This window comes from Pseudomonas sp. BIC9C (genome assembly GCF_034541995.1).
GTDB classification, from domain to species: domain Bacteria; phylum Pseudomonadota; class Gammaproteobacteria; order Pseudomonadales; family Pseudomonadaceae; genus Aquipseudomonas; species Aquipseudomonas fluorescens_CC.
In genome coordinates this window covers 1-24,798 of the sequence record NZ_JAWDGM010000010.1, presented here as the reverse complement: position 1 = coordinate 24,798, position 24,798 = coordinate 1, and the positions used below count along the sequence as shown (strand labels likewise).

Annotated in this window: 23 protein-coding genes and 1 pseudogene; 10 read left to right on the top strand and 14 right to left on the bottom strand. The window is 62.0% G+C overall.

Features of this window, described 5'->3' with window-relative positions; all coding sequences use genetic code 11:
* Positions 1 to 57: 57 nt before the first annotated feature.
* The 5 genes from RS887_RS30190 to RS887_RS30170 form a co-directional block, all read right to left on the bottom strand.
* The gene (locus RS887_RS30190) at positions 58 to 639 is read right to left on the bottom strand and encodes a hypothetical protein (RefSeq protein WP_322618278.1); all 582 of its coding nucleotides are present in this window, start codon (positions 637 to 639) and stop codon (positions 58 to 60) included.
* 1 nt (position 640) lies between these two features.
* On the bottom strand, positions 641 to 2,809 hold the full coding sequence (locus RS887_RS30185; RefSeq protein WP_322618277.1) for a xanthine dehydrogenase family protein molybdopterin-binding subunit: 2,169 nt from the start codon (positions 2,807 to 2,809) through the stop codon (positions 641 to 643).
* A gap of 7 nt (positions 2,810 to 2,816) precedes the next feature.
* Entirely contained in the window at positions 2,817 to 3,272 is a 456-nt protein-coding gene (locus RS887_RS30180; RefSeq protein WP_057398449.1) for a (2Fe-2S)-binding protein, read from the bottom strand.
* A 172-nt stretch (positions 3,273 to 3,444) separates the two neighbouring features.
* Positions 3,445 to 4,599, bottom strand: coding sequence for an NnrS family protein (locus RS887_RS30175; RefSeq protein ID WP_322618276.1), 1,155 nt, complete (start codon positions 4,597 to 4,599; stop codon positions 3,445 to 3,447).
* Positions 4,599 to 4,847 (bottom strand): transmembrane sensor/regulator PpyR, encoded by a 249-nt coding sequence (locus tag RS887_RS30170; RefSeq protein WP_322618275.1) that lies wholly within the window; start codon positions 4,845 to 4,847, stop codon positions 4,599 to 4,601. The genes RS887_RS30175 and RS887_RS30170 overlap by 1 nt, the downstream gene beginning before the upstream one ends.
* Before the next feature lie 266 nt (positions 4,848 to 5,113).
* On the opposite strand from RS887_RS30170, the gene RS887_RS30165 reads away from it, so the two are divergent.
* Both RS887_RS30165 and RS887_RS30160 read left to right on the top strand, forming a co-directional pair.
* Entirely contained in the window at positions 5,114 to 5,617 is a 504-nt protein-coding gene (locus RS887_RS30165; protein ID WP_008017554.1) for a VOC family protein, read from the top strand.
* 33 nt (positions 5,618 to 5,650) lie between these two features.
* Entirely contained in the window at positions 5,651 to 6,484 is an 834-nt protein-coding gene (locus tag RS887_RS30160; RefSeq protein ID WP_322618274.1) for an AraC family transcriptional regulator, read from the top strand.
* Between the two features lie 199 nt (positions 6,485 to 6,683).
* Here the strand turns inward: RS887_RS30160 and RS887_RS30155 are convergent, their stop codons facing one another.
* Positions 6,684 to 7,271: a LysE family translocator gene (locus RS887_RS30155; RefSeq protein ID WP_322618273.1), complete on the bottom strand. Its 588-nt coding sequence runs from the start codon at positions 7,269 to 7,271 to the stop codon at positions 6,684 to 6,686.
* A gap of 91 nt (positions 7,272 to 7,362) precedes the next feature.
* A complete protein-coding gene (locus tag RS887_RS30150) occupies positions 7,363 to 8,694 on the bottom strand; it encodes a PLP-dependent aminotransferase family protein (RefSeq protein WP_322618272.1) in 1,332 nt (443 codons plus the stop codon).
* A gap of 89 nt (positions 8,695 to 8,783) precedes the next feature.
* On the opposite strand from RS887_RS30150, the gene RS887_RS30145 reads away from it, so the two are divergent.
* From RS887_RS30145 to RS887_RS30125, 5 genes are all read left to right on the top strand, one after another.
* A complete protein-coding gene (locus RS887_RS30145; RefSeq protein ID WP_322618271.1) occupies positions 8,784 to 9,680 on the top strand; it encodes a DMT family transporter in 897 nt (298 codons plus the stop codon).
* Between the two features lie 91 nt (positions 9,681 to 9,771).
* On the top strand, positions 9,772 to 10,392 hold the full coding sequence (locus RS887_RS30140; RefSeq protein WP_322618270.1) for a LysE family translocator: 621 nt from the start codon (positions 9,772 to 9,774) through the stop codon (positions 10,390 to 10,392).
* Positions 10,393 to 10,590: 198 nt separating this feature from the next.
* Complete coding sequence (locus RS887_RS30135) at positions 10,591 to 11,673, top strand: methylated-DNA--[protein]-cysteine S-methyltransferase (protein ID WP_322618269.1); 1,083 nt, start codon at positions 10,591 to 10,593, stop codon at positions 11,671 to 11,673.
* Between the two features lie 35 nt (positions 11,674 to 11,708).
* Positions 11,709 to 12,521, top strand: a complete 813-nt coding sequence (locus RS887_RS30130) for an isocitrate lyase/phosphoenolpyruvate mutase family protein (RefSeq protein WP_322618268.1) — start codon at positions 11,709 to 11,711, stop codon at positions 12,519 to 12,521.
* 4 nt (positions 12,522 to 12,525) lie between these two features.
* Positions 12,526 to 13,143 (top strand): DNA-3-methyladenine glycosylase, encoded by a 618-nt coding sequence (locus tag RS887_RS30125; RefSeq protein ID WP_322618267.1) that lies wholly within the window; start codon positions 12,526 to 12,528, stop codon positions 13,141 to 13,143.
* Between the two features lie 124 nt (positions 13,144 to 13,267).
* On the opposite strand, the pseudogene RS887_RS30120 reads toward RS887_RS30125, so the two are convergent.
* The 3 genes and pseudogenes from RS887_RS30120 to RS887_RS30110 form a co-directional block, all read right to left on the bottom strand.
* Positions 13,268 to 14,360 (bottom strand): annotated as a pseudogene (locus RS887_RS30120) (extracellular solute-binding protein).
* Between the two features lie 2 nt (positions 14,361 to 14,362).
* Positions 14,363 to 15,487, bottom strand: a complete 1,125-nt coding sequence (aguA, locus tag RS887_RS30115) for an agmatine deiminase (RefSeq protein WP_322618266.1) — start codon at positions 15,485 to 15,487, stop codon at positions 14,363 to 14,365.
* A gap of 100 nt (positions 15,488 to 15,587) precedes the next feature.
* The gene (locus tag RS887_RS30110; RefSeq protein WP_008017542.1) at positions 15,588 to 16,472 is read right to left on the bottom strand and encodes a LysR substrate-binding domain-containing protein; all 885 of its coding nucleotides are present in this window, start codon (positions 16,470 to 16,472) and stop codon (positions 15,588 to 15,590) included.
* A 235-nt stretch (positions 16,473 to 16,707) separates the two neighbouring features.
* Here RS887_RS30110 and RS887_RS30105 point away from each other — a divergent pair, with 235 nt between their 5' ends.
* Positions 16,708 to 17,196, top strand: coding sequence for a GFA family protein (locus tag RS887_RS30105; protein WP_322618265.1), 489 nt, complete (start codon positions 16,708 to 16,710; stop codon positions 17,194 to 17,196).
* A gap of 129 nt (positions 17,197 to 17,325) precedes the next feature.
* On the opposite strand, the gene RS887_RS30100 is transcribed toward RS887_RS30105, so the two are convergent.
* Positions 17,326 to 17,934, bottom strand: coding sequence for a tRNA-(ms[2]io[6]A)-hydroxylase (locus tag RS887_RS30100; RefSeq protein ID WP_008017540.1), 609 nt, complete (start codon positions 17,932 to 17,934; stop codon positions 17,326 to 17,328).
* A gap of 161 nt (positions 17,935 to 18,095) precedes the next feature.
* Here RS887_RS30100 and RS887_RS30095 point away from each other — a divergent pair, with 161 nt between their 5' ends.
* The gene (locus RS887_RS30095) at positions 18,096 to 18,959 is read left to right on the top strand and encodes a universal stress protein (protein WP_322618264.1); all 864 of its coding nucleotides are present in this window, start codon (positions 18,096 to 18,098) and stop codon (positions 18,957 to 18,959) included.
* A gap of 99 nt (positions 18,960 to 19,058) precedes the next feature.
* Here RS887_RS30095 and RS887_RS30090 read toward each other — a convergent pair whose 3' ends face one another.
* Positions 19,059 to 19,529: a DUF1289 domain-containing protein gene (locus RS887_RS30090; RefSeq protein WP_007937731.1), complete on the bottom strand. Its 471-nt coding sequence runs from the start codon at positions 19,527 to 19,529 to the stop codon at positions 19,059 to 19,061.
* Positions 19,530 to 19,986: 457 nt separating this feature from the next.
* Between RS887_RS30090 and acnB the strand changes: the two genes are divergently transcribed.
* Entirely contained in the window at positions 19,987 to 22,587 is a 2,601-nt protein-coding gene (acnB, locus tag RS887_RS30085) for a bifunctional aconitate hydratase 2/2-methylisocitrate dehydratase (protein WP_322618299.1), read from the top strand.
* A 217-nt stretch (positions 22,588 to 22,804) separates the two neighbouring features.
* On the opposite strand, the gene RS887_RS30080 is transcribed toward acnB, so the two are convergent.
* Positions 22,805 to 24,466 carry a SulP family inorganic anion transporter gene (locus tag RS887_RS30080; protein WP_322618263.1) on the bottom strand — a complete coding sequence of 554 codons (1,662 nt, stop codon included), beginning with the start codon at positions 24,464 to 24,466 and terminating at the stop codon, positions 22,805 to 22,807.
* Positions 24,467 to 24,528: 62 nt separating this feature from the next.
* On the bottom strand, positions 24,529 to 24,798 hold a 270-nt coding region (locus RS887_RS30075), incomplete at its 5' end, for a hypothetical protein (protein WP_416340019.1).

The window sequence follows — 24,798 nt, the reverse complement described above, 5'->3', positions numbered from 1 at the left end:
GGTATGCACGTTAGAGTCGCACATGCCCGCATTGGCTCCCTGTTTGCGTGCCACTGGTCAGCTACCCGACACCGGGCACGGCCCTCCTGCATCGGCCCAGCGCTTGAACCGGGTGACGAAGATATCGTGGGGCACCGGCACCGGCGCGCGATTGCCGCCCGGACTCCAGCCCCAAAGCACCAGCTTGTCCTCGCTGACGTGTTTGATCAGCGCGGCGAAATCCCGATCGCCGTTGCTGGAGCGATCCTTGATCATCGCGCATAGCCGGTCGGCCGGCAGGCCGATCCAGGCCATCCGTTGCGCTGCCGGCGGCAGACTCCAGTGTGGCGCGCCGGGTGGCGCGTGAGGCCCATAACTGGCCGGTGGATTGCTTTGGGCATGGCACGTCGCACAGGGCAACCCGGCCGAGCCCTTGCCGTCCATGCCACGCACAACATTCATGGCGTGAGGCACCCCGGCATCGAATTGCAGCGGCGAATCACCGGGAATGTGGCAGTTCTGGCAACGAGGGCTCTGGAACACCTTCTGCACGGTATCGAACGCCTGCAAGGCCTCGCGGTCATCGGCGAACACGTGCGATGCGTAGGCGACGAGAACGACCAGGATCACCGCCCCAAGCAACCAATGATGTCGTTTCATCTCACACCCCCGACAACTGCAACGGCAGCTCCCGCAGGCGCTGCCCGGTCAGGGCAAACACCGCGTTGGCCACCGCCGGGGCCGTGGGTGGCACACCGGCTTCGCCGATGCCGCCGGGCTTGTCGCTGCTGGGTACGATATGCACTTCGACCACCGGCATTTCGTTGAGCCGCAGCACCTGATAGTCGTGGTAGTTGGACTGCACCACCCGCCCGTCCTTGAGCGTCAGTTTGCTGTGCAAGGTGAAGCCCAGGCCAAAGGTAATGCACGACTCCATCTGCGCGGCGATGCTCTGCGGGTTGACCGCGATGCCGCAATCCACCGCACACACCACCCGGTGCACGCGAATGGCGAGGTTGTCCTGTGACACTTCGGCCACCTGAGCCACGTAACTGCCGAACGACTCGTGCACCGCCACACCCAGTGCATGGCCATCCGGCAGCGGTGCCTTCCAGTCGGCTTTCTCCACCGCAAGGTTCAGCACACCGAGGTGGCGCGGATGGTCCTTGAGCAAGGTGCGCCGATATTCCACCGGATCCCTGCCCGCTGCCGTGGCCAGTTCATCGATCAGCGATTCCATGACAAACGCGGTGTGGGTGTGCCCCACCGAACGCAACCACAACACGCTGATCCCGGTCTGCGGTGAATGCAGTTCAATCTGGTGGTTGGCCAGCCCTTCGAGGTAGGGGCTGTCGGCCACGCCTTCAACGGAGGTCTTGTCGATCCCGTCCTTGACCATGCTCGCTTCAAGCGAAGTTCCGGCCATGATCGACTGCCCGACCATCACATGCTTCCAGGCCAGTGGCAGGCCGTCGGCATCCAGCCCGATACGTGCATGGTGCAGGAACGCCGAGCGGTAATAGCCACCACGGATATCGTCCTCCCGCGCCCACACGGTTTTCACCGGTGCACCGGCGGCCTTGGCGACATACACCGCCTCGCTGACGAAATCCGACGTCGGATTGGCCCGCCGCCCGAAGCCGCCGCCAAGAAACTCGGTATGGATCTCGACCTGTTCGGGCTTGAGCCCGGTGATTTTCCCGGCGACCATTTGGTCCAGGGTCTGAAACTGGGTACCGGTCCAGATTTCGCACTTGTCCTTGGTGATGCGCACCGTGCAGTTCAGCGGTTCCATCGGCGCGTGGGCCAGATAAGGCACGCTGTATTCAGCGTCGATTGCCTTGGCCGCCTTGGCCAGCGCAGCCTGGGTATCGCCGGCCTGACCGGCGTTCAGGCCGGGGGTGGCGGCAAGATTGCGGAAGCTTTCCAGCAGCGCCTGGCTATCGAGCCCGGCATTCGGCCCCAGGTTCCAGTCGATTTTCAGCGCATCGCGGCCCAGCTTCGCTGCCCAATAATGATCGGCAATCACCGCGATGCCCGTCGGCACCTGCACCACTTTGTGTACACCCGGAATTGCCAGCGCTTCGGCGCCTTCAAAGGATTTGACGCTACCGCCGAATGTGGGTGAACGGGCGACCATCGCCGTCATCAGCCCGTCGAACTGCACGTCCATGCCGAATTTCGCCCGACCGGTGATTTTCTCCGGTGTGTCCAGACGCCTGGTGGGTTTGCCGATCAGCCGCCAGTCCTTGGCGTCCTTGAGTTTGATCGAGGCCGGGTCCGGCCGAGGCAGTTGACCGGCGTCATCGGCCAATTCGCCATAAGTGGCGCGATGCTCGCCAGCGATGACCACGCCCGACTCGGTTTGAATCCCGGACGGCGGAACATTGAAACGCTTGGCCGCCGCCTCGATCAACATCAGGCGCGCCGCTGCGCCCGCCTGGCGATAGCGATCAAACTCCATCCAGGTCGAGGTCGAGCCACCGGTGATCTGCATCCCGCCAAACCCGGCCATGCCGTAATCGGCAGCCGATGCCGGAGCATGCTCGACACGGATCCTTGCCCAGTCGGAGTCTAGCTCTTCGGCAATCAGCATGGTCAGGCCGGTCCAGATGCCCTGGCCCATTTCCGAGTGTCCCAGCAACACGGTGACGCTGTTGTCATTGCCAATGCGCAGGAAGGCGTTGGGTGCAAACACGTTGCCCCGGTTCTCCGCGCCCATGGCGAACCGGTGAGCGCCGGGAATGACAAACGCGACCACCAGCCCACCGCCCAGCCACGCACTGCCCTTGAGAAAACCACGGCGCGATAACCTGCTGATGCTGTTCATGGCCACCTCAACCCAGCTCGGCGGCGCGCTTGACGGCGGCGCGAATCCGCGGGTAAGTGCCGCAGCGGCAGATGTTGCCGGACAGTGCCTGATCGATGTCGCTGTCGGTCGGTTTCGGAATCTTCGCCAGCAACGCCGCCGCCGACATGATCTGCCCGGACTGGCAGTAACCGCACTGGACCACGTCAAGTTCCGCCCAGGCCTGTTGCACCGGGTGCGAACCGTCCGCGGACAGGCCTTCGATGGTGAGAATCCTTTGCCCATGGGCCACAGCCGTGGCCGGTGTGATACAGGCGCGCAGCGGTGCGCCGTCGACGTGCACGGTGCAGGCCCCGCATTGGGCGATGCCGCAGCCGAATTTGGTGCCAGTGAGGTGGGCCACATCGCGCAAGACCCAGAGCAGCGGCATGTCGGCGGGGACATCCAGCTCCTGATCCTGGCCATTGATGTTCAGGGTCAGCATGGCGCAATTCCTCAGGCTCACGATGATCTGAAGGGGCGTCGCTGCGGTCTTGTCCAACCTGCGCGCGCCTCGGGCTATCCCTTCAGCTAAGCGCAAATTTTCCGGCAGGCCGTGGCGCATCGACCACCGGTCATGAAAAATCCGCCTCGAAGGGCGGCCCTGAAGGTCTTCGCTAGAGCCTCGGCCCCAACAAAATGCCGGTGTAGCGCCAGACAAAAACCGCAAAGGCGCCACACCACAACAGCGCCGACAGCGCCAGGCCATACTCGGAGAAAGGCACGAACCACACTCGACATGCCCCCGCCAGCAACAGCAGGACAAACCCAGCAACGATCGCCCTGGACGGCTGCAGCAAACGCCCGGTATGCCCCAGGCTGACCCGCGCGATCATCGCCAGGATCAACCCGCCGATACCCCCGACGGCCAGCGAATGGGTGGCCAGGCTTTGTTGCGGCATCACGCCCAGATGCCACAGCGCCATGGCCAGCGTCGCCACCGCGAGCCAGGCGTAAGCCAGGTACAGCGACCATAGCAGCGGCACGCGCCACAGGCCGCCGTCATGCCAGCGCCACAGGCGCAGCAGATGCAAACTGCTGATCAACGCAAACAACACTGCCAGCCACACACGTGGGACGTCGTTCAAACCGGCGGCAAAAGACACCGCCGCCAGCATGGCGCAGACCAGCAACACCTTGCCCGGCAACGGATGGGCCGCTGGCGTTGCCGGACGGTTCAAGCCGCGCTGGATAAAGAACGGAATCACCCGCCCGCCGATTACGCTCATCAGCGCGCCCACCAACCACAAAGCGGCCAGCACGCCACGGCGTTGCAGATTGGCGTCATCAACGGCAAACCCCAGCAACGTCAACGCCTGACACCCGGCCAGCAGCGACACCATCAACAGAATCGGATAATTCTCGCGCTTGCCCGCGGCCAGCAGATCGCGGCCCAACACCCACGCCAGCAGCGGCAGGAAAGGCACTTGCAAGGCCAGGAGCAAGGGCGCCGATATCGGCAGGTACCAGGCCAGCCGGGCCAGCAGCCACACCAGCACCAGGCCGATCAGCGGCCAGCCCTTGAGCCCAGGCCGGCCGGTCCAGTTGGGCACCGCGGTCAGGAGGAACCCGGCAATGATGGCCGAGGCAAATCCGAAGGGCATTTCATGCCGATGCCAGGCGAGCATGCCGCCCACCGGTTGCGCACCGGGCAAGCGCCCGTACAGCCACAAAGCCCAGATAGCCACGGCGATGGTCGCGAAACCGGCACCGGCGAGAAAGAACGGCCGGAAGCCCAGACTGAAGACCGGTGCAACGGCAAGCCGGCGCATCAAGCCACCACCCGGACCAGGCCTCGGCTCAGCCGATACTGGGAAAGCAGGCGCATGACATAGCCGATTTTCAACAGGGTCGGGCCGACAATGGTCATGGCATGCATGGCCACCAGCACGACAATCGACAGGTGGCCGTCGTAAAGATAGGCACCGTAGATGCCGGCCAGCAGCATCGTCAGGCCAGCACCGAGCACACGGCTCGACAATTCAAGAACGTTCTGAGGGTTGCTGAAGAAGTTGAACATGTCCCGTACTCCTGTAGCCGTTCAGTTGTACGTTTACCTGATCAAGTCCCGTGCCAGCTTTTTACCCCTTTAGATCCGGGCACTTGTGCGCATAGGAGTCATAAAGACCCACCGCAAAAATGGTCTATTTGACTCTTCTTAACGTCATTTCGACTACACCGTCACAACCACGTAGCATTTTTCTCGATCTACGGTACGGCCAGACGACCAGAGGCTGACTACTCTGAAAGTCCGGGACATGCGCAATCTGCAGAGGAGTTGGCACCATGCAACGCGTACAAAAACTCACACCCTGCCTGTGGTTCGACAATCAGGCCGAAGAGGCGGCGAAGTTCTATTGTTCGATCTTCGATCATTCGAAAATCACGGCCATCACCCATTACGGCCACGCCGGTTTCGAATTCCACGGCCGGCCCGAAGGTTCGGTCATGACCGTCAGCTTCGAGCTCGACGGGCAGAGCTTCACTGGCCTCAACGGCGGGCCGTTGTTCAAGTTCAGTGAGGCGGTTTCATTTCAGGTCAATTGCCTGACCCAGGAAGAAGTCGACCATTACTGGGGCAACCTGTCGGCCGGCGGCGCGCCCGAGGCCCAGCAATGCGGTTGGCTCCGGGACAAGTTCGGGCTGTCGTGGCAGATCGTCCCCGTCGCCATGATGGACATGATCAAAGACCCGGACACGAAAAAATCCCAACGGGCCATGCAAGCGATGATGCAGATGAAAAAACTCGACATCGCCGAACTGCAACGAGCCTTTGACGGCGAGAGCTAATACACTCGGGCACTGACCTGCCAAGGAGTGAGCATGAAGCACGCCGTTGCCAAAAACGCCGACAAGGCCCCGCGCTTCTGGCGCGATGATGCCCTGCCCTTCATCGAAGCCCGCTCCATCGCCGACGGGCGCGAAGTCTGCTACACCCGGCATGCCCACGAGCACTTTTCCATCGGGGCGATCACCGCCGGGCGCAGCACCTATATCCATGAGCAGTGCGCATTCGAAGTCAGCGCCGGCACGGTCGTACTGATGAACCCCGGCGACGTCCACGCCTGCAACCCGATCGAAGACCAACCCTGGTCGTACCTGATGCTGTACGTCGATACGCCGTGGCTGACCGATTTGCAGCACCAGCTCGGGTTCAGCGATGACACGGCGTTTCGCCGCTTTTCGGTGACCCATACGCGGGACGCCAACCTGTTTGCCGGTCTCGCGGGGTTGTATGAAGTGTTGGTCGACCCGCAACAGGATGTGCTGCGCAAACACAGCGTGGCGGTGGAGTTTTTCACTGATGTGCAGCAGCGATTGAACCCGATCGACCCACCGCTGCGTGAACCCAACTTCAAGCTGGAGCGTGCCGCCGATTACATCCGCGACCACTGCACGCAAACCCTCAAGCTCGAAGATATTTGCGAGGCGGCGCAACTGTCACCGTCCTACCTGATCCGCGCCTTCAAACAGCAGTACGGCATGACGCCCCACGCGTTCCTGGTGAACCGGCGCATCCAGTTCGCCCAGGATCAATTACGCAGTGGCAAGCTGATTGCAGACGTGGCGCTGGAAGCAGGGTTCGCCGATCAGGCGCATTTTCAACGGGCATTCAAACAGCACCTGGCGGCAACGCCGGGGCAGTATCGGGGGTGATACCCGAGGCTTTACCTGAGTTCGTGGCCTGGCTGAATCTGTGGCGAGGGAGCTTGCTCCCGCTGGGCTGCGAAGCGGCCCCTCGTTCCTTCAGGCAAATCTTGCATGCAGGTTTTGCGACGGCTTCGCCGCCGAGCGGGAGCAAGCTCCCTCGCCACAAAAGCTGCGTTGCGAGCATTCTCGCCACAGTATCTGGCCGTTACGGCAACACCAGATACACCGCACTCACCGCCAACAACGCTGCCATGCTCCGGTTGAACAACCGCATCCCCGCCGGGTTGTGCAAAAATCCGCGTAGAAACGTCCCGGCATACGCCCAGCACCCCACCGACACATAGCAGATCACCAGATAAATCGCGGCGAATTGCCAAACCAGACGCGCCTCGCCATCGGCGACAAACGCGCCCATGCCGGCGACGCAGGCCAGCCAGGCCTTCGGGTTGAGCCATTGCATGATGGCGCCATACAGCATCGAAGGGGCCTGCGTCGACTCACTGGCTTGCACGTGTCCATTGTCAGCCGCCAGCTTGAAGGCCATGTACAGCAGAAAGGCTACGCCCGCCCATTGCACCACCTGCGTCAGCGCGGGCCACTGTTGCAACAACTCATGCAGGCCCAACCCCATCAGCACCAACAGCAAGACAAACCCCAGCGTGGCCCCGGCCACGTGACGCTGGCTGGCCCGCAAGCCGAACCGCGCGCCGGAGCTCAACGCCACAATATTGACCGGCCCCGGGGTGATGGAAGCGACCAGCGCGAACGCCGCCATGGACATCATCAGACTCATTGCACACCTTCTTCCGTCGAGTTGAACAAGGCCCTCAAGGTAAAGCGCCGACCGACTCGCGTATTGAAGAAAACTGCCCTGCCCGGCCTCGCTATGAGTAATAGCCGACGACGCTCTTCACTTTGTTCAGGGCAATGCGCAGCGAGTCCATGTCTACCGATCCCAACGCCAGGCGTATCGCGTGCGGTACATGGGCCGAAACCGCAAAGGGCTCGGCTGGCGACACCGACACCTGCTCGCGCATCAGCGCCATGGCGATCTGGTCGGCCCGGGCGTCTTCGGTCAACGGTAGCCAGATGAAGTAGGAATTCGGGTGACTGATGGTCCTGAGCCCCGCCAGCACCTCCCGGGCCAGGGTTTGCCTGGCCTGAGCGTCAGCCCGCTTTTGCGCTTCCAGCTGGCTGACGGTGCCATCGTCGAGCCAGGCCGTGGCGATAGCGGTCATCACGCCGGGGGTGTTCCAGGTGGTCGCCATGATGGTGCGCTCGAAGGCGGCGACCCACTGCACGGGTGCGGCCATGAAGCCAACGCGCAGCCCGGTGGCGACATTCTTCGACAGACCGGACACGTACACCGTTCTCTCAGGCGCCAACTCGGCCAGTGGCGGCGGTACGTTTTCGGCCAGGAACGCGTAGGCAGCGTCCTCGATGATCATCAGGTCATGCTGGCGCGCTATCGCCACCAGTCGCTCGCGCTGATCGGCGCCCATCACCCAGCCCAGCGGGTTATGCAAGGTCGGCATCGAATACACGGCCCGTACCGACCGGCTGCGGCAGAGTTTTTCCAGGGCGGGCAGATCAGGCCCGGTATCCGTGACCGGAATGGGCAAGACTTCCAGGTGCAACGTTTCGGCCAGCGTCTTGAAGCCGGAATAGGTCAACGCATCAGCGGCGATCACATCGCCGGGCTTGAGCAGCGTCATCATTGCCACCGCCAGGCCATGCTGGGCGCCGCTGACGATCAACACCTGCTCGGCCGGCACGCTCAGCCCGCGTTCAACCAGATGGCGCGCGACCGAGGCCCGCTCATGCAGGCGCCCTGCGTGGGGTTGATAGCGCAGGAGGGATTCCAGGTCACCGGACAACGCCAGCTGACGCAAGGCATTGCGTAGCAGGTCGGCCTGACCTGGCAATGACGGGTAGTTGAAATTCAGGTCGATCATCCCCGCCGCCACCACCTGCTGCGAGATGCCCTGCCCCGGCGGCAGCGAGGTCTCCCTGACAAAGGTCCCGCGTCCGGTTTCGCCACTGACCAGGCCCATGCCCTCCAGCTCGGCATACACCCGGCTGGCGGTGACCAGTGCCAGACCGTGCTCAGTGGCCAGTTGCCGGTGAGTCGGCAGGCGCGTGCCGGGCGGCAAACGCCCGGAACGGATATCGGCGGCAAAGGCATCCACCAGGGTTTTGTAGCGGGATCGAGGCATGTCGAGATGTATCCATGACAATTTTTTGATTGTATCGATACTCGCTCATACGATGAGTTTCGTGCAATCAGACAATGAGCGTGAACCAAATGGAACGGACCTCGAACCTGCAACACCGGACGCTGGAAAACAGCACCAGCGGCTGGATCAATGGCCTGATCGGCGTGGTGATCTTCAGCGGCTCGCTGCCGGCGACACGGGTGGCGGTACTGGAGTTTGACCCGGTGTTCCTCACGGTCGCGCGCGCGACCATCGCTGCGGTCCTGGCGCTGTGCCTGCTGTGGTTATTCAAGGAAAAACGTCCAGCGCGCGATCAACTGATACCGCTGATGATCGTCGCCCTGGGTGTGGTCATCGGTTTCCCCCTGCTGACGGCGCTGGCACTGCAATACGTGACGTCCGCACATTCCATCGTCTTCGTCGGCCTGTTGCCCCTGGCGACGGCGGTGTTTGGCGTTCTGCGCGGCGGCGAGCGGCCACGGGCGGCGTTCTGGATTTTCTCGGTGCTGGGCAGCCTGCTGGTGGTCGGGTTTGCCCTGTCCCAAGGGCTGACCGCCTCCCCGCAAGGCGACATTCTGATGCTGCTGGCCATCCTCGCCTGCGGCCTGGGTTATGCCGAAGGCGCGAAGCTGTCGCGCACGCTCGGTGGCTGGCAGGTGATTTCCTGGGCACTGGTAGTGTCGCTACCGGTCGTGGCGGTTCTCAGCTGGCTGCGCATGCCGGCTTCGTTCACCGGCATCAGCACGCCGGCCTGGTTCAGCCTGGCTTACGTCTCGCTGTTCAGCATGTTGATCGGGTTCGTGTTCTGGTATCGCGGCCTGGCCCAAGGCGGCATCGCCGCCGTTGGGCAATTGCAGCTGCTGCAGCCGTTTTTCGGCCTGACCCTGGCCGCCACCCTGCTGCATGAACAGGTCAGCCTCGGCATGCTGGGTGTCACCGTCGCCGTGATCCTCTGTGTCGCCGGGGCGAAAAAATTCGCCAGATAACCCCTTGTACGGTGGTTTACGCCCGTCACTGTATGGGTCTGGCCACCGCGTTGCTGTGAAAAAAATAGCGCTCTTGCTACAGGAGCCCACCATGGACCTCGCCACCCTCACCCTGTTTCTGCCGGCCTGCTTCGCCCTCAACATGGCACCCGGCCCCAACAACCTGCTGTCGGTCAGCAATTCGACCCGTTATGGCTACCGCACCGCGTGTGTGGCCGGCATCGGCCGGTTGCTGGCGTTTGCCGGGATGATTGCCCTCGCCTCGGCCGGGCTGGCGGTGGTGTTGCAAACCTCCGAGCTGCTGTTCTACGCCATCAAGATCCTCGGCGCGGCGTACCTGTTCTACCTCGCCTGGCAATTGTGGCGCGCCGATCCTGGCGTCGAAAACGTGGTCACTACAGCGCCCATAGGCACGCTGGCGCTGGCCCGGCAGGAATTCCTGGTAGCGGCCGGCAACCCCAAGGCCATCCTGATTTTCACCGCGTTCCTGCCGCAATTCGTCGATTCGACCCACGCCATTGCGCCGCAGTTCGTGGTGTTGGGCGCGCTGTTTCTGGTGCTGGAATGGATCGCCATCGGCGCTTATGCCTACATGGGCCTGCACATGCGCCGCTGGTTCGCCAGGCCGTCGGGCAAGCGGATATTCAACCGCTGCTGCGCCGGGTTGCTGTCGGCGGCGGCTTCGGTGTTGCTGATGGCGCGTCGCGCCTGAAGGCTTTGCTTCTTTTATGTGGGAGCGGGCTTGCTCCGAGCGGCGTTCCGACGAAGGCGTCGTGTCATTCGACATTGATGTGACTGACACTGCGCCTTCGCGAGCAAGCCCGCTCCCACAAGGTGCCGTGTGCAATGAACGAAATTCGCTGTCGATTCTCCGGTGGAGACCACCCATGACGCGATCTATGCTGCGCCCATGAACCTACAAAAAACGCTGCTGCCGCCCCGTGCCGAGATGGTTCGCGCCATGCTCGAGCGAGACACCTCCTACGAGGGGGTGTTTTTCACGGCGGTCAAGACCACTCGAATCTTCTGCCGCCCCGGTTGCACCGCCCGCAGCCCGAAGCCGGATAACGTCGAGTTCTTTGCCAACGCCGAGCAATGCCTGGCGGCGGGCTATCGCGCCTGTCTGCGCTGCAAACCACTGGACAGTGCCGCCAGTGCGCCGGACTGGGTGCAGAAGCTGTTCAAATCGGTAGACGCCGCCCCGGAGCAGCGCTGGACCGACACCCGGCTACTGGCCGAAGGCATCGAACCACTGAAACTGCGTCGCTGGTTCAAGCAGCATTTCCGCATGACCTTCCACGCGTGGCTGCGCGCCCGGCGCCTGGGTTTGGCGTTGAACGGAATCAAACAGGGCGACTCCATCGACGACGTCGCATTCGATTCCGGCTACGAGTCCCTGAGCGGTTTTCGCGATGCCTTTCAGAAGTCGTTTCACATCACCCCGGGCCGCGCGGCCAACAGCGAGCCGCTGCTGTACACGCGCCTGACCACGCCGCTGGGGCCGATGATCGCCATGGCCGAACGGCGTGGGCTGGTGCTGCTGGAGTTTCTCGATCAGCCATCGCTACCCCCTTCGGTCGAAGCGCTGCAAAACCGTTTCGGTTATGCCGTGGCACCGGGACACAACCTGCATTTGCAACAGATCGAAGCGCAGTTGTCCGCGTATTTCGCCGGCACGCTCACTGAGTTCAGCGTTGCCCTGCACATGCCTGGCAGCGAGTTCTCCCGCCGGGTCTGGGCTGAACTGGCGAAGATTCCTTACGGCCGGACCACCACCTACGGCGCCATCGCGGCGACTCTGGGCAAGCCCGGTGCCAGTCGGGCGGTGGGCCTGGCCAATGGGCATAACCGCTTATCGATTGTCGTGCCGTGCCATCGGGTGATCGGCGCCGACGGCTCGCTGACCGGCTACGCTGGAGGCCAGCCGCGCAAGGCGTTTCTGCTCAGGCTGGAAAACGCAGCGGTGCAGCTCACGGAGCCATTGGCGTTCTGATCCCCCCACAGATTTTTCATAAGGAAGGAAACTCGATGGACAGGCTCGACAATCAACTGCACCAACTCCATCAAGATGGTTTGCTGATCCTCACCAACGTCGCCGATGCCGCCGGGGCGCGGCTGGTGGAGCAACTGGGCAACAAGGCCGTGGCCACCAGCAGTGCGGCGGTGGCCTGGGTGCATGGCTACCCGGACGGCAACACCCTGCCCCTTGAGCGCCTGGTCTCGACCGTCGAGTCGATTGCCCGGGTCATTTCGGTGCCGCTGACCGTGGACATCGAAGCGGGTTATTCCGATGACCTGGAACGGGTGGCAGAGGTGGTTGACGCCGTGATCGCCGCCGGCGCCGTCGGGATCAATATCGAGGACGGTTCCTCGCCGCCGGAGTTGCTGGTACGCAAGATTGAAACCGCGCGCCGGGTTGCCGATCGCCGTCAGGTGAACCTGTTCATCAATGCGCGCACCGACGTCTACCTGCGGGGCCTGGTGCCCGCCGAAGATCGCGTCGCCGAAACCCTCAGGCGCGCCGCGCTGTATCAGGCGGCCGGTGCCAATGGCCTGTTTGCGGCCGGCGTTACCGCGGAGTACGAGATCAAGGCGCTGTGCCACGGCACCTCGCTGCCATTGAATGTGCTTGGCTTCCCGGGCCTGCCGTCGCCCGAAGTGCTAGAGGCACTTGGCGTGCGCCGCCTGTCCGCCGGTTCAGGCATCGCCGAATTCCTCTACGGCGCCATGGCCGGCATTGCCAAAAGCTTTCTGCAAACCGGCAAGTTCGATACCCACGACCTGAAGGCCTTCACCTATGGCGAAGTGAACACCCTGTTGAAGCCGTCCGGGAAAGCCTGAGTCCATGTCCGACGGCTATCAGGCGGCCAGTGAGTTCCTGGCCGCCATCGATGACGACTGGCGCCGCCACATCGACGCCATCGGCCCGTGCCTGCACCAGCCGCATGCGGCGCGTGATCCGTATGAGTCGCTGGTGCGGGCGATTGCCTATCAGCAACTGCATGCCAAGGCCGGCGATGCGATTGTCGGCCGGTTGCTGGCGCTGTTCGGTTCGGGTTCGTTTCCCAGGCCTGAACAGATCGTCGCGACAGATTTCGACAAATTGCGCAGTTGCGGGTTTTCCGCGAGCAAGATCGCGACCATTCAGGGTATCGCCCAGGCGGCGCTGGACGGCGTGGTGCCGGATTACGCCACGGCGCTGGCCATGGACGATGAAGCGCTGATCGAACGCCTGATCACGTTGCGCGGCGTGGGCCGCTGGACCGTGGAAATGTTGCTGATCTACAGCCTGGATCGGCCGGACATCCTGCCGGCCGATGACTTTGGCGTGCGTGAGGGCTACAGGCGACTCAAGGGCCTGGAGGTGCAGCCGACGCGCAGGCAGATGATCGAGATCGGGTCGGGGTGGAGCCCTTACCGGACGGTGGCCTCCTGGTATTTGTGGCGGGTGCCCGGCCGGTAGACCGCGTTATCGTTTTTCGCGAGCAGGCTCGCTCCCACATTGGATCTCAGTGTTCATGAGGTCCCTTGTGGGAGCGAGCCTGCTCGCGAAGGCGTCATCACCAACAATACAAATCCAAGACCTGCTACAACCCCGACTTCAACCGGCTGAAGGCCCGGATCAACGCCCGGTTGAACGCCTTGCCATTGTCATTCTTGCTGTACAGCGAGGCCATGACCGCCGCCGGCGGATACGTCCCTGGATCATTGCGAATCGCCGGGTCGATCAAGCCATCCGCCGCCGTGATCGCATTGGCGTAGTGGATGGTGTCGGTGATCGGCGCGATCACTTCCGGGGTCATCAGGTAGTCCATCAAGGCAAGACCGGCCTTTGGATGCGGCGCATCCTTGGGAATGACCATGGCATCGAACCAGATCAAGGTGCCCTCCTTCGGAATACGGTACGTCAGCGAATACGGTTTTCCCGCTGCCTGGGCCTGGCCCGCTGCGATGCCCACGTTGCCGTTCCACGACATCGCCACGCAGGTGTTGCCGTTGGCCAGGTCGCTGATGTTGAGATCGTTGTCGAAGTAACGAATGTATGGCCGAATCTTCGCCAGTTGCTGCTCGGCCAGTTTCAGGTCGTCGAGGTTCTGGCGGTTGATGTCCAGCCCCACGTATTTCATGACCGCCGCAAACACTTCGTTGGGATCGTTGAGCAGGCTGACCCCGCAATCAGCGAATTTCGAGACCACGGCCGGATCGAACAGCATCGCCCAACTGTCTGTCGGCACGTCGGGCAGGCGCTTTTTCACGGCCTCTTCCTGATAACCCACACCCGTGGTGCCCCAGGCGTAGATCCCGGCATAGCGGTTGCCCGGGTCGAACACCGCCATGTGCTGGCGGAACTCTTCGCCGACGCCGGCGAAATGCGGCAGTTGCTGCTTGTCGACCGTCTGCACCGCGCCGCTCTCGATGGCCCGGGACAGATGCTGCCCCGCCGTCAGCACCAGGTCGTAGCCACTGCGGCCGGTGAGCAGCTTGGTCTCGACGGTTTCCAGGGAATCGAAGTGGTCGGCCACCACATGGATGCCGGTTTTTTCGAAATTCTTCAAAGTGTCCGGGGCCAGGTATTCGCCCCAGATGTACAGGTTGACCACCGGTCTGGCGGTGTCGGCGGCCTGCACACAGGGGTGCAAGCACCAGCAGTATTGCTTGAGTCAGTTTGTGCAGGCCCACGATCACGCTCCCTTTTTGCTGGAGGTCGTGGCGGCGTACTGCGGCATGGTGATGCACGCGACGTTGCCGCCACCGAGGAGGATTTCCCGGGAGTTTTCAATACCGACGATGCTGTGTTGCGGGAACAGTTCGGCCAGGGTTGCCAGCGCCACTTTGTCGTTGCGATCACCAAACAGCGGCACCACGATGGAACGGTTGCCGGCGTAGTAGTTGATGTACGACGCGCAGATTTTCGTCCCGGCCTGGCGGGTGTGGGTGTTGTCCTGCTGGTCCAGCCCTTCGGCTTCTTCCGCCGTCCACTCCAGCACATCCGGCTGCGGCAGTTTGTGCACGATCAACTCGCGGCCACGACTGTCGCGGGTGCTGCGCAGGATGTCATAGGCTTCCTGATAGATTTCCCACTGCGGGTCATCGCGGTTGTCGGTCCATTGCAACACCACTTCACCAGGGCGCACGAAACACGCGAGGTCGTCGACATGGCCGTCGGTTTCATCGAACTTGCAGCCCCGCGGCAGCCAGATAACCTGCTCGGCGCCGAGGTAATCGGTCAGGCGGCGGGTGACTTCGTCCTTGCCCAGATGCTGGTTGCGGTTGCGGTTGAGCAGGCATTGTTCGGTGGTCAGGATGCTGCCCTGGCCGTCGCTCTGGATGCCACCCAGTTCGGCAATCAGCGGCGCGCGATAGCGGTCGAAGCGTTCGATTTCGAGGATCTTGCTGGCGATCTGGTCGTCTTTGTCCCACGGGTAGTACAGGCCGCCGTCGAGCCCGCCGTAGGCGTTGAATTCGAAGTCGACGCCGCGTACTTCGCCGCTCTGATCATTGACCACAAAGCACGGGCCGCTGTCGCGGAACCAGGTGTCGTTGCAGGCCATTTCCACCACACGCACCTGCGGTGGCAACTGGCGGCGCGCGGTGGCGAACTGCGCCGCCGAGGCACACACGGTGACCGGCTCGCTCATGGAAATGGCGGTGACGATCTGCACCCAGACTTTCTGCGCCGGCTTGGCTCCATTGCGCCAGACGTCAGTGCGCTCCGGCCAGCCGAGCCAGCAACCGGACTTGGCTTCGAATTCACCGGGCAGACGGAAACCGTCCTGTTTGGGAGTGGTGTCAAGCAAACGTGCCATGGTCAAACCTCTTCAGCAGGGATTGGAATGACCACAGGCTAAGGGCGTTGGCGACTGGCCCGCCAACGATGATTATTTCGGAATACTTGAATTAAACTCATTAATCGAGCAACTGATCATTGAACCATTCCAGCATCTGCGCCACCGCCGGACGCTCCAGCCGCACCCGCTCGCACACCAGCGCATATTGGCCCAAGGCGGTCATGCTCGACGTAAACGGCCGGACCAGCCGACCGCTGAGCAAATCTTCCTGAGCCGTCAGGTTGTCGCCCATGGCCACGCCCTGCCCTTGAGCGGCGGCTTCAAGCGCCAGCCCGGCATGGGCAAAATACAACTGGCGGTCCGGGCGCTGGTCGCCGGCATGGCTGGTGAGCCACGCGGTCCAGGTCTTGCCGTCCTGGTCGTCGTGCAGCAGGCAATGGCGAGCCAGGTCCTTCGGGGTTTTCAGGGTGCCCTGGTTGAACAGGCCGGGGCTGCACACCGGGAAGAACTGCAACGCCGGCAGCGGCCGGACGAAATACGCGGTGCTGTCCACCGGGCCGGTGCCGTAGGTGATCGCCAGGTCGATGTCTTCCCCGGGCGCCGTGGCGTCGATCGGTTGTTCATACAGATGCAAGGTGATGTGCGGATAGCGCGCGTAGAAATCCGTGAGGCGACTCATCAGCCACTTTTGCGCCAGCTCGGCGGTGACCGCCAGGCGTAATACCGCGAGGGATGAAGGATCGCGCAGTTCATCGCAGGCATCGCCAATCAGTTCGAAGGCCTGTTGCAAGCTCTGCATCAGGCGCCCGGCGGCCAGGGTTGGGCGAATCTGCCGGCCTTCGCGCACGAACAGCGACACACCGAGTTGCTCTTCGAGTTGGCGAATCTGGTGGCTGACCGCGCTGTCGGTGACACACAACTCGGCCGCCGCCCGACCGAAATGGGCGTGACGGGCGGCGCATTCGAAGGTTCGCAGGGCTGCCAGGGAAGGTAGTCGTCGCATGGGTTTTAGATCCCGGTTTCGAGGCGGCCATGCTGACCCGGCCATTAGTGTGCGTCCAGTGCCACCGTGTCATCGTTCATCGCAGGCAAGCCAGCTCCCACAAGGATTGCAGGCGAACAGAAAACTTGTACCCGGCACATAACCTGTGGGAGCTGGCTTGCCTGCGATGGCGTCGGCACTGTCGACTCTGGTCTTCTAGGCTAATACCGGATTCCCCAAGCCACCGGAGACCACCATGCACCTCGAAGGCTCCTGCCATTGCGGCGCGGTGTCGTTCAGTTTGACCAGCGCCCACCCCTACCCTTACCAGCGTTGTTACTGCTCGATCTGCCGCAAGACCCAGGGCGGTGGCGGCTATGCGATCAACCTAGGTGGCGATGCCGCCAGCCTCAAGGTTCGCGGGCGCAAGCACATCGCGATTTACCACGCGCGACTCAAGGAACAAGGCGACAAACGCGCCCACAGCAGCACCGCCGAGCGGCATTTCTGCTCGGTGTGCGGCTCGGGTTTATGGCTGTTCAGCCCCGAATGGCCCGAGTTGATTCACCCCTTCGCCTCGGCCATCGACACGCCTCTGCCGGTGCCGCCGGAGCACACGCACCTGATGCTCGGCTCAAAAGCGCCTTGGGTGGAGGTTCGGGCGCAGCCTGGGGATCAACAGTTCGAGCTGTACCCCGAAGAGTCCATTGCGCAATGGCATGAACGGTTGGGTTTGAGCCGTTAGCTTTTGTGTGGCTGATAGCCCCTTCGCGAGCAAGTCGGATCGCCACACCGCCGCTCCCACAGTTGGAATGCATTTCACTGTGGGAGCGGGCTTGCTCGCGAAGGCGTCCGCAAAAACAACACCGAATAATCAGGCTGCCGCGGGTACGCCGCTATGGAAGCGGAATTCCACATCCGGGGATTCGATCAGTTCCTGCTCGGCGGCACGAACCTTGTCGATCACCTGGGCGATGTCCTTGGCGTCCCCGTACTGGTAAGCCAGTTTCAGGTAACCCTGGAAGTGCCGGGCTTCGCTCTTGAGCAGACCGAAATAGAACTTGCCCAGCTCTTCGTCCAGATGCGGCACCAGCGCTTCGAAACGCTCGCAACTGCGGGCCTCGATGAATGCCCCCACCACCAATGTGTCCACCAGTTTCACCGGCTCGTGACTGCGTACCACCTTGCGCAGCCCCGACGCATAGCGCCCGGCGGACAGCTGGCGCAGCGCGATCTTGCGGCGTTTCATCAGGCGCATGACCTGTTCGTGGTGCACCAGCTCTTCCCGGGCCAGGCGCGACATCATGTTGATCAGGTCGACGTGGGAGTGATACTTGGCGATCAGGCTCAACGCGGTGCTGGCGGCCTTGAATTCGCAGTTCTTGTGGTCGATCAGCAGGGTTTCCTGATCGGCCAGCGCGGCTTGAACCCAGCCGTCGGGGGTGCGGCAGCCAAGGAACTCGTGAATTTCGGGAAGGATCATGGGGCTCACGGAAAAATAGGTTCAAAACGAAGGGCGCCGATTATACCGGCCTGCCCGCAGACCACCAGTCGCCAACCGTTGATATGCATCAAGTCCCCGAATCGCAGACAGCAACTATAGTTGTGCAACGCCGTGCTTTTTATTTTCAGGAGATCCCGATCATGCAAGCCGTACGCAGCATTCTGGTGGTCATCGACCCCGAACACTCCGAAAGCCTGGCGCTCAAACGGGCCAAATTGATTGCAGGCGTGACCCAGGCGCATCTGCATCTGCTGGTGTGCGACCCCAGGCATGATCACAGTGGCATGTTGGGGGTGCTCAAGGCCGCTTTACTGGAGGACGGTTACAACATCACTACTGAACAGGCCTGGAATCAGAGCCTGCATCAAACCATCATCGATGTGCAGCAAGCCGAAGGCTGCGGACTGGTGGTCAAGCAGCACTTTCCCGACAGCGCACTGAAAAAGGCCCTGCTGACACCCGAGGACTGGAAATTGCTGCGCCAATGCCCTTCCCCGGTACTGCTGGTGAAAACCGCAGGTTCATGGAAAGACAAAGTGATCCTGGCCGCTGTCGACGTCGGCAACACCGACGCCGAACACCGCCACCTGCACGACACCATCATTGATCATGGCTATGACATCGCGACCCTGGCCAAGGCCCACCTGCACGTGATCAGCGCCCACCCGTCGCCGATGCTGTCGTCGGCCGACCCGACGTTTCAGCTCAGTGAAACCATCCAGGCGCGCTACCGCGAGCAATGCCAGTCGTTCCAGGCTGAATTCGACATCGACGATGAACACCTGCACATCGAGGAAGGCCCGGCGGATGTGCTGATTCCGTTCATGGTGCACAAACTGCAAGCGGCGGTGACGGTGATCGGCACCGTGGCCCGCAGCGGTTTGTCCGGGACCTTGATCGGCAATACGGCGGAAGTGGTGCTCGATGCGGTCGAGAGCGATGTGCTGGTGCTCAAGCCGCGGGAGATCGAGGATCATCTGGAGGAGATTGCGAACAAGCATTGAGATTTGTAGCGCCTGTCAGGGCGTCTTCGCGAGCAGGCTCGCTCCCACAAGGAATGCATTTCAACTGTGGGAGCGAGCCTGCTCGCGAAGCTTTTAAAATTACCCGCCAAACGCATCCTTGAGGAACCCCGGCGCAATGTAGCGCTGGTAATGGGCCTCGGAGAGCAGGAAAAATTCCCGATCAATGGCATCGCGCAATTCCGGCAGGTTCCAGTCGCGAAACTCCGGCAGCAACACCATCCCGTAGGCTTCCAGGTTGTTGATCACCCGCGCGCCCCGCGCGATCAACTGGTAGGCCCAGCAGTATTCCGACTGATGGGGCACGAAACGGATCTTGCGTTGCTCCAGCTGCATTCTCAGCAGTGCCGGGTCGAAAATTTCCACCTTGGCGGCCATCACCTGCGACAGCAATTGCTCAAGACGCAGCCATACCGCGCGCTTCTCTTCCTCGTTGTAACCGTTCCAGTGGATCACTTCGTGGTGGAAACGCTTGCAGCCACGGCACACCAGGTCACCGTAAACAGTGGAGCAGAGGCCGACGCAAGGTGTCTTGATGGTCTGATTGGGCATAGATAGGCAAAACGCGAAAAAGCAGGACAGGCCGGCATGTTAGCCCTTTGTCCGCCATTGATCACCCCTCAAAGTTCAGGGCCTAGGGTGAACCGGGGGTTGCTGGCCGCCTCCACCAAAGTCCAATAAAACCTGACTTACCTTTAATTTTTTTTTGCCGTAGAATCAGCCTGCCTTTTTAGGCGCCAATGTCCGTTAGAAGCTGTTTTCAAAGCGTCACGAGCACAGTCGTTCCTTCAGAGCGGTGTTGGCGAAGGGTTTTTCCAGCGGGGAAAAGCCCGGCGCCAACCCTCATCAGCTCCCGTTCTGCAGGCGTAAAACTTTGAAAGCAGCTTCTGTAAGGAATTGTCGGTAATTCTGGCTAAGTGGCTCACAACGCCATGCAGCGCATGAGTACGGCAATTTCGGGATGAGCGTCCCGGACACCCATTTGGGACCACTGATGAGGGTAATAACTGTGCTTGAAGCCTACCGCAAACATATCGAAGAGCGCGCAGCACTGGGTATCGTTCCCCAGCCGCTAAACGCCGAACAAACTGCAGGCCTGGTCGAGCTGCTGAAAAATCCCCCGGCTGGCGAAGAAGCATTCCTCGTTGACCTGATCACCAATCGCGTTCCGCCAGGCGTGGACGAAGCGGCCTATGTCAAGGCCGGCTTCCTGTCCGCCATCGCCAAAGGCGAAGCCAAATCCCCCCTGATCGACAAGAAGCGCGCTGTTGAACTGCTCGGCACCATGCAGGGCGGCTACAACATCGTGACCCTGGTAACCCTGCTGGACGACGCCGAACTGGCCCCAGTAGCTGCCGAAGAACTCAAGCACACCCTGCTGATGTTCGACGCCTTCCACGACGTCGCTGAGAAAGCCAAGAAGGGTAACGTTCACGCCAAAGGCGTGCTGCAATCCTGGGCTGACGGCGAGTGGTTCGTGAAGCGCCCGACCCTGGCCGACAAGATCAGCCTGCGCGTATTCAAGGTCACCGGCGAAACCAACACCGACGACCTGTCCCCTGCTCCAGATGCCTGGTCCCGCCCGGACATCCCGCTGCACGCCCTGGCCATGCTGAAAATGGCTCGCGACGGCATCGTGCCGGACGAGCAAGGCGTCACCGGCCCGATGAAACAGATCGAAGAAATGCGCAATGCCGGCTTCCCGATCGCCTACGTCGGCGACGTGGTCGGTACCGGTTCTTCGCGTAAATCGGCCACCAACTCGGTACTGTGGTTCTTCGGTGACGACGTTCCTTACGTGCCGAACAAGCGTGCCGGCGGTTTCTGCTTCGGCAGCAAGATCGCTCCGATCTTCTACAACACCATGGAAGATGCCGGCGCACTGCCAATCGAATTCGACGTGTCCAACATGCACATGGGCGACGTGATCGACCTGTACCCGCATGCTGGCAAAGTCTGCAAGCACGGCACCGACGAAGTCCTGACCACCTTCGAAATGAAGACCCCGGTCCTGCTCGACGAAGTGCGTGCTGGCGGCCGTATCCCGCTGATCATCGGCCGTGGCCTGACCGAGAAGGCTCGCGCCGAACTGGGCCTGGCACCTTCGACCCTGTTCAAGAAGCCTGAAGCACCGGCTGAAAGCACCAAGGGTTACACCCTGGCGCAGAAAATGGTCGGCAAGGCTTGCGGCGTGACCGGCATCCGTCCGGGCACCTACTGCGAACCGAAGATGACCACCGTCGGTTCCCAGGACACCACCGGTCCAATGACCCGTGACGAACTGAAAGACCTCGCGTGCCTGGGCTTCTCGACCGACCTGGTGATGCAGTCCTTCTGCCACACCGCGGCTTATCCAAAGCCGATCGACGTGACCACCCACCACACCCTGCCTGACTTCATCATGACCCGCGGCGGCGTTTCCCTGCGTCCGGGCGACGGCATCATCCACTCGTGGCTGAACCGCATGCTGCTGCCGGACACCGTCGGTACCGGTGGTGACTCCCACACCCGTTTCCCGATCGGCATTTCGTTCCCGGCCGGTTCCGGCCTGGTCGCGTTCGCCGCAGCCACCGGCGTCATGCCGCTGGACATGCCTGAGTCGATCCTGGTTCGCTTCAAAGGCGAACTGCAGCCAGGCGTCACCCTGCGTGACCTGGTTCACGCCATTCCTTACTACGCGATCCAGAAAGGCCTGTTGACCGTAGAGAAGAAAGGCAAGAAGAACGCCTTCTCCGGTCGCATCCTGGAGATCGAAGGTCTGGAAAAACTGACCGTCGAGCAAGCGTTCGAACTGTCCGACGCCTCGGCCGAACGTTCGGCTGCCGGTTGCACCATCAAGCTGTCCAAAGAGTCGATCGCCGAGTACCTGCAATCGAACATCACCCTGCTGCGCTGGATGATCGGCGAAGGCTACGGCGATGCTCGTACCCTGGAACGTCGCGCCCAAGCGATGGAAGCCTGGCTGGCCAACCCTGAGCTGCTGGAAGCTGACAAGGACGCCGAATACGCCGAAGTCATCGAGATCGACCTGGCCGACGTCAAGGAGCCTGTGCTCTGCGCGCCGAACGACCCGGACGACGCTCGCCTGCTCTCCAGCGTTGCTGGCGAGAAGATCGACGAAGTGTTCATCGGTTCGTGCATGACCAACATCGGTCACTTCCGCGCCGCCGGCAAGTTGCTGGAACAGGTCAAGGGTCAGCTGCCAACCCGTCTGTGGCTGTCGCCGCCGACCAAGATGGACGCTCACCAGCTGACCGAAGAAGGCTACTACGGCATCTACGGCAAGGCCGGCGCTCGCATGGAAATGCCAGGCTGCTCGCTGTGCATGGGTAACCAGGCACGTGTAGAAGCCAACTCCACCGTGGTGTCGACGTCGACCCGTAACTTCCCGAACCGTCTGGGCGACGGCGCGAACGTCTACCTGGCTTCGGCCGAGCTGGCGTCCGTGGCTTCCATCCTGGGTCGCCTGCCGACCGTCGAGGAGTACATGGAATACGCTGGCAAGATCGACAGTATGGCGGCCGATGTCTACCGCTACCTGTCTTTCGACCAGATCGCCGAGTTCCGTGAAGCTGCTGCGAACGCCAATATCCCGGTCGTTCAAGCCTAACGTTGCAACGCAATGAAAAACGCCGCCCATCTTGAGATGGGCGGCGTTTTTTTATGCCTGCAACGGTCAAACGCGGTTCCTGTGGCGAGGGAGCTTGCTCCCGCTGGGCTGCGCAGCGGCCCTAAAATCGGCCACTGCGTTCCTTCTGATGGACTGCGTTGCCGGAATGGGGGTCGCTACGCGCCCCAGCGGGAGCAAGCTCCCTCGCCACAGGCAGTCACTCTTGGCCCACAGACTGGTTAAGAGCCTGCTGCACCGCACCATCCACGCTCAACCCGCTCAGCACCACACCGTTGGCCTTCACCTCCGGCAACGCCGCCAGCGCCGTTTGCGCACTGTCCTTGAGGCGAGCCAGAGTCAGGTGCTTGCCTTCCAGATGCACCCGCACGAAAAACGCCTGCAACGCCTCGATGCTGGTGCCATCCAGATCTGGCGATTCCTCAAGACTTAGAATCACCGTATGAATCGGCGTTTGCGAATGCCGGATCAGATGCAAGGCTCCCCCAAGAATCCGCTCGACGTTGGCAAAGAACAACGCCTCACCCGGCCGCACAATCAACACGCCTGGCACGGTTTGCGCCGCTGGATGGCGTTGCAGGTCGACAAAGTCGTGACCGCCATCGATGCGCCCCAGAATCTGGATATCCGCCGCCGACATCTGCTTGAGCATCAGCAATACACTGATCGCCACCGCCACCAGCAAGCCGTCCAGCACCCCTAGCACCAACACCGCACCCACGGCGCAGATCACCAGCAAACGGTCACGGCGCCAGATGAAATACCGTCCCAGCGGTTGCAGGCTCAGGCCGCGTCCAAGGGCATGGATAACGATGGCGGCGAGGATCGGCTCCGGGGTCAGGGCAATGTAGGGCAGCACCGTCAGGACAATGACCAGCACCACCAGCGCCGCCACGATACCGGCCAGGCGCGAAGTGGCACCTGCCGCCTCATTGGCCGACGTGGCCGAATACCCCGCTCCCGCCGGCATGCCGTGGAACAGGCCGGACAGCAAGTTGGAGGCGCCGAGGGCCAGCAGATCGCGGTTCGAGGTAACGCGATCCCCGTGCTTGAGCGCATAGGCACTGATCGAGCCATAAGACTCCGCATACAGAATCATCACCATGGCGAACGCCAGTTCACCCAGACGCAGCCAATCGGTAAACGGCAGTACCGGCAGCTTCGGCACCTCCAGGCTCAGGTCGATCGCGCCGATCAACTTCACGCCATAGGCCGGCAGGTTCAGCCACTGACTGGCCGTAATGCCGATGACTACCACCAACAAACCACCCGGCAGGCGGCAAAACCGCGAGAACAGCCATAACAAGGCCAACGCCACCGCCGCAACGCCAGCGGCAACCCAGTTCCATTGCGGCAGTTGTCCCAACAACTGCGGCAGAAACCGCACCAGATTGGGCTCGGTCAAATGCGCGCCGACCACACTGGCGAGCTGCTTGAGAATGATGGTCAGCGCCAGGCCAAAGGCAAAGCCGCGCAACACCGGTTTGGCGATGAACGACGTCACGCTGCCGAGCTTGAACAGCCCGGCCAGCAAGAAAAACATCCCGGTCACCAGCACCAGGCCGAAGGCCAGGGTCGAGCGAAGCCCGGGATCGCCATTGGCCAGGGTAGCGGTCGCGGCGGCCAGCACGGCAGCGGAGGATGAAGTGGCCGAGACGATCGCAAAGCGGCTGGTGCCGAACAGGCCATAACACAGCAACCCGGCGAACAAGGCGATCACCCCGGCCTGGGGCGCCAGTGCGGCGATGCCTGAATAAGCGACCGCCTCGGGCAGCAGCAGACCGGCAATCGATAAACCTGCCAGCAGGTCCTGCCAGCGATTGGGCGGTTCAACGGGGTTGGGCGGTAAGGCGCTCGACAATCCGGTGTCTCCAGGTGAAAAAAAACCGCTGCGCGTGTGATACGCGCAGCCGCCACTGTAGCTCAAAAGCAAAAGATCGCCGCCTGTGGCGAAGGGGTCGTGGCAGTCGACATCATTAGTGAATGCCAGTCCGCCTTCGCGAGCAGGCTCGCTCCCACATTGGAGTTTTTGCAGGGCCACAGATTTATATGCACCGCCGATACAGGCTTGAAGAACAGGTCGGCCCGCAGGCCGCCTCGCTTTGGCTTTTGATCTTGATCTTGATCTTGATCTTGATCTGCCCCGTCGGAAGGCCGAGTGGAGGTTCTGCGCAGTGGGTAACCCGGCATGGA

Excerpts from the sequence above, each read along its gene's own strand:
- RS887_RS30190 (WP_322618278.1), bottom strand. The coding sequence starts at position 639 with ATGAAACGACATCATTGGTTGCTTGGGGCGGTGATCCTGGTCGTTCTC.
- RS887_RS30185 (WP_322618277.1), bottom strand. The coding sequence starts at position 2,809 with ATGAACAGCATCAGCAGGTTATCGCGCCGTGGTTTTCTCAAGGGCAGT.
- RS887_RS30180 (WP_057398449.1), bottom strand. The coding sequence starts at position 3,272 with ATGCTGACCCTGAACATCAATGGCCAGGATCAGGAGCTGGATGTCCCC.
- RS887_RS30175 (WP_322618276.1), bottom strand. The coding sequence starts at position 4,599 with ATGCGCCGGCTTGCCGTTGCACCGGTCTTCAGTCTGGGCTTCCGGCCG.
- RS887_RS30170 (WP_322618275.1), bottom strand. The coding sequence starts at position 4,847 with ATGTTCAACTTCTTCAGCAACCCTCAGAACGTTCTTGAATTGTCGAGC.
- RS887_RS30165 (WP_008017554.1), top strand. The coding sequence starts at position 5,114 with ATGCAACGCGTACAAAAACTCACACCCTGCCTGTGGTTCGACAATCAG.
- RS887_RS30160 (WP_322618274.1), top strand. The coding sequence starts at position 5,651 with ATGAAGCACGCCGTTGCCAAAAACGCCGACAAGGCCCCGCGCTTCTGG.
- RS887_RS30155 (WP_322618273.1), bottom strand. The coding sequence starts at position 7,271 with ATGAGTCTGATGATGTCCATGGCGGCGTTCGCGCTGGTCGCTTCCATC.
- RS887_RS30150 (WP_322618272.1), bottom strand. The coding sequence starts at position 8,694 with ATGCCTCGATCCCGCTACAAAACCCTGGTGGATGCCTTTGCCGCCGAT.
- RS887_RS30145 (WP_322618271.1), top strand. The coding sequence starts at position 8,784 with ATGGAACGGACCTCGAACCTGCAACACCGGACGCTGGAAAACAGCACC.
- RS887_RS30140 (WP_322618270.1), top strand. The coding sequence starts at position 9,772 with ATGGACCTCGCCACCCTCACCCTGTTTCTGCCGGCCTGCTTCGCCCTC.
- RS887_RS30135 (WP_322618269.1), top strand. The coding sequence starts at position 10,591 with ATGAACCTACAAAAAACGCTGCTGCCGCCCCGTGCCGAGATGGTTCGC.
- RS887_RS30130 (WP_322618268.1), top strand. The coding sequence starts at position 11,709 with ATGGACAGGCTCGACAATCAACTGCACCAACTCCATCAAGATGGTTTG.
- RS887_RS30125 (WP_322618267.1), top strand. The coding sequence starts at position 12,526 with ATGTCCGACGGCTATCAGGCGGCCAGTGAGTTCCTGGCCGCCATCGAT.
- aguA (WP_322618266.1), bottom strand. The coding sequence starts at position 15,487 with ATGGCACGTTTGCTTGACACCACTCCCAAACAGGACGGTTTCCGTCTG.
- RS887_RS30110 (WP_008017542.1), bottom strand. The coding sequence starts at position 16,472 with ATGCGACGACTACCTTCCCTGGCAGCCCTGCGAACCTTCGAATGCGCC.
- RS887_RS30105 (WP_322618265.1), top strand. The coding sequence starts at position 16,708 with ATGCACCTCGAAGGCTCCTGCCATTGCGGCGCGGTGTCGTTCAGTTTG.
- RS887_RS30100 (WP_008017540.1), bottom strand. The coding sequence starts at position 17,934 with ATGATCCTTCCCGAAATTCACGAGTTCCTTGGCTGCCGCACCCCCGAC.
- RS887_RS30095 (WP_322618264.1), top strand. The coding sequence starts at position 18,096 with ATGCAAGCCGTACGCAGCATTCTGGTGGTCATCGACCCCGAACACTCC.
- RS887_RS30090 (WP_007937731.1), bottom strand. The coding sequence starts at position 19,529 with ATGCCCAATCAGACCATCAAGACACCTTGCGTCGGCCTCTGCTCCACT.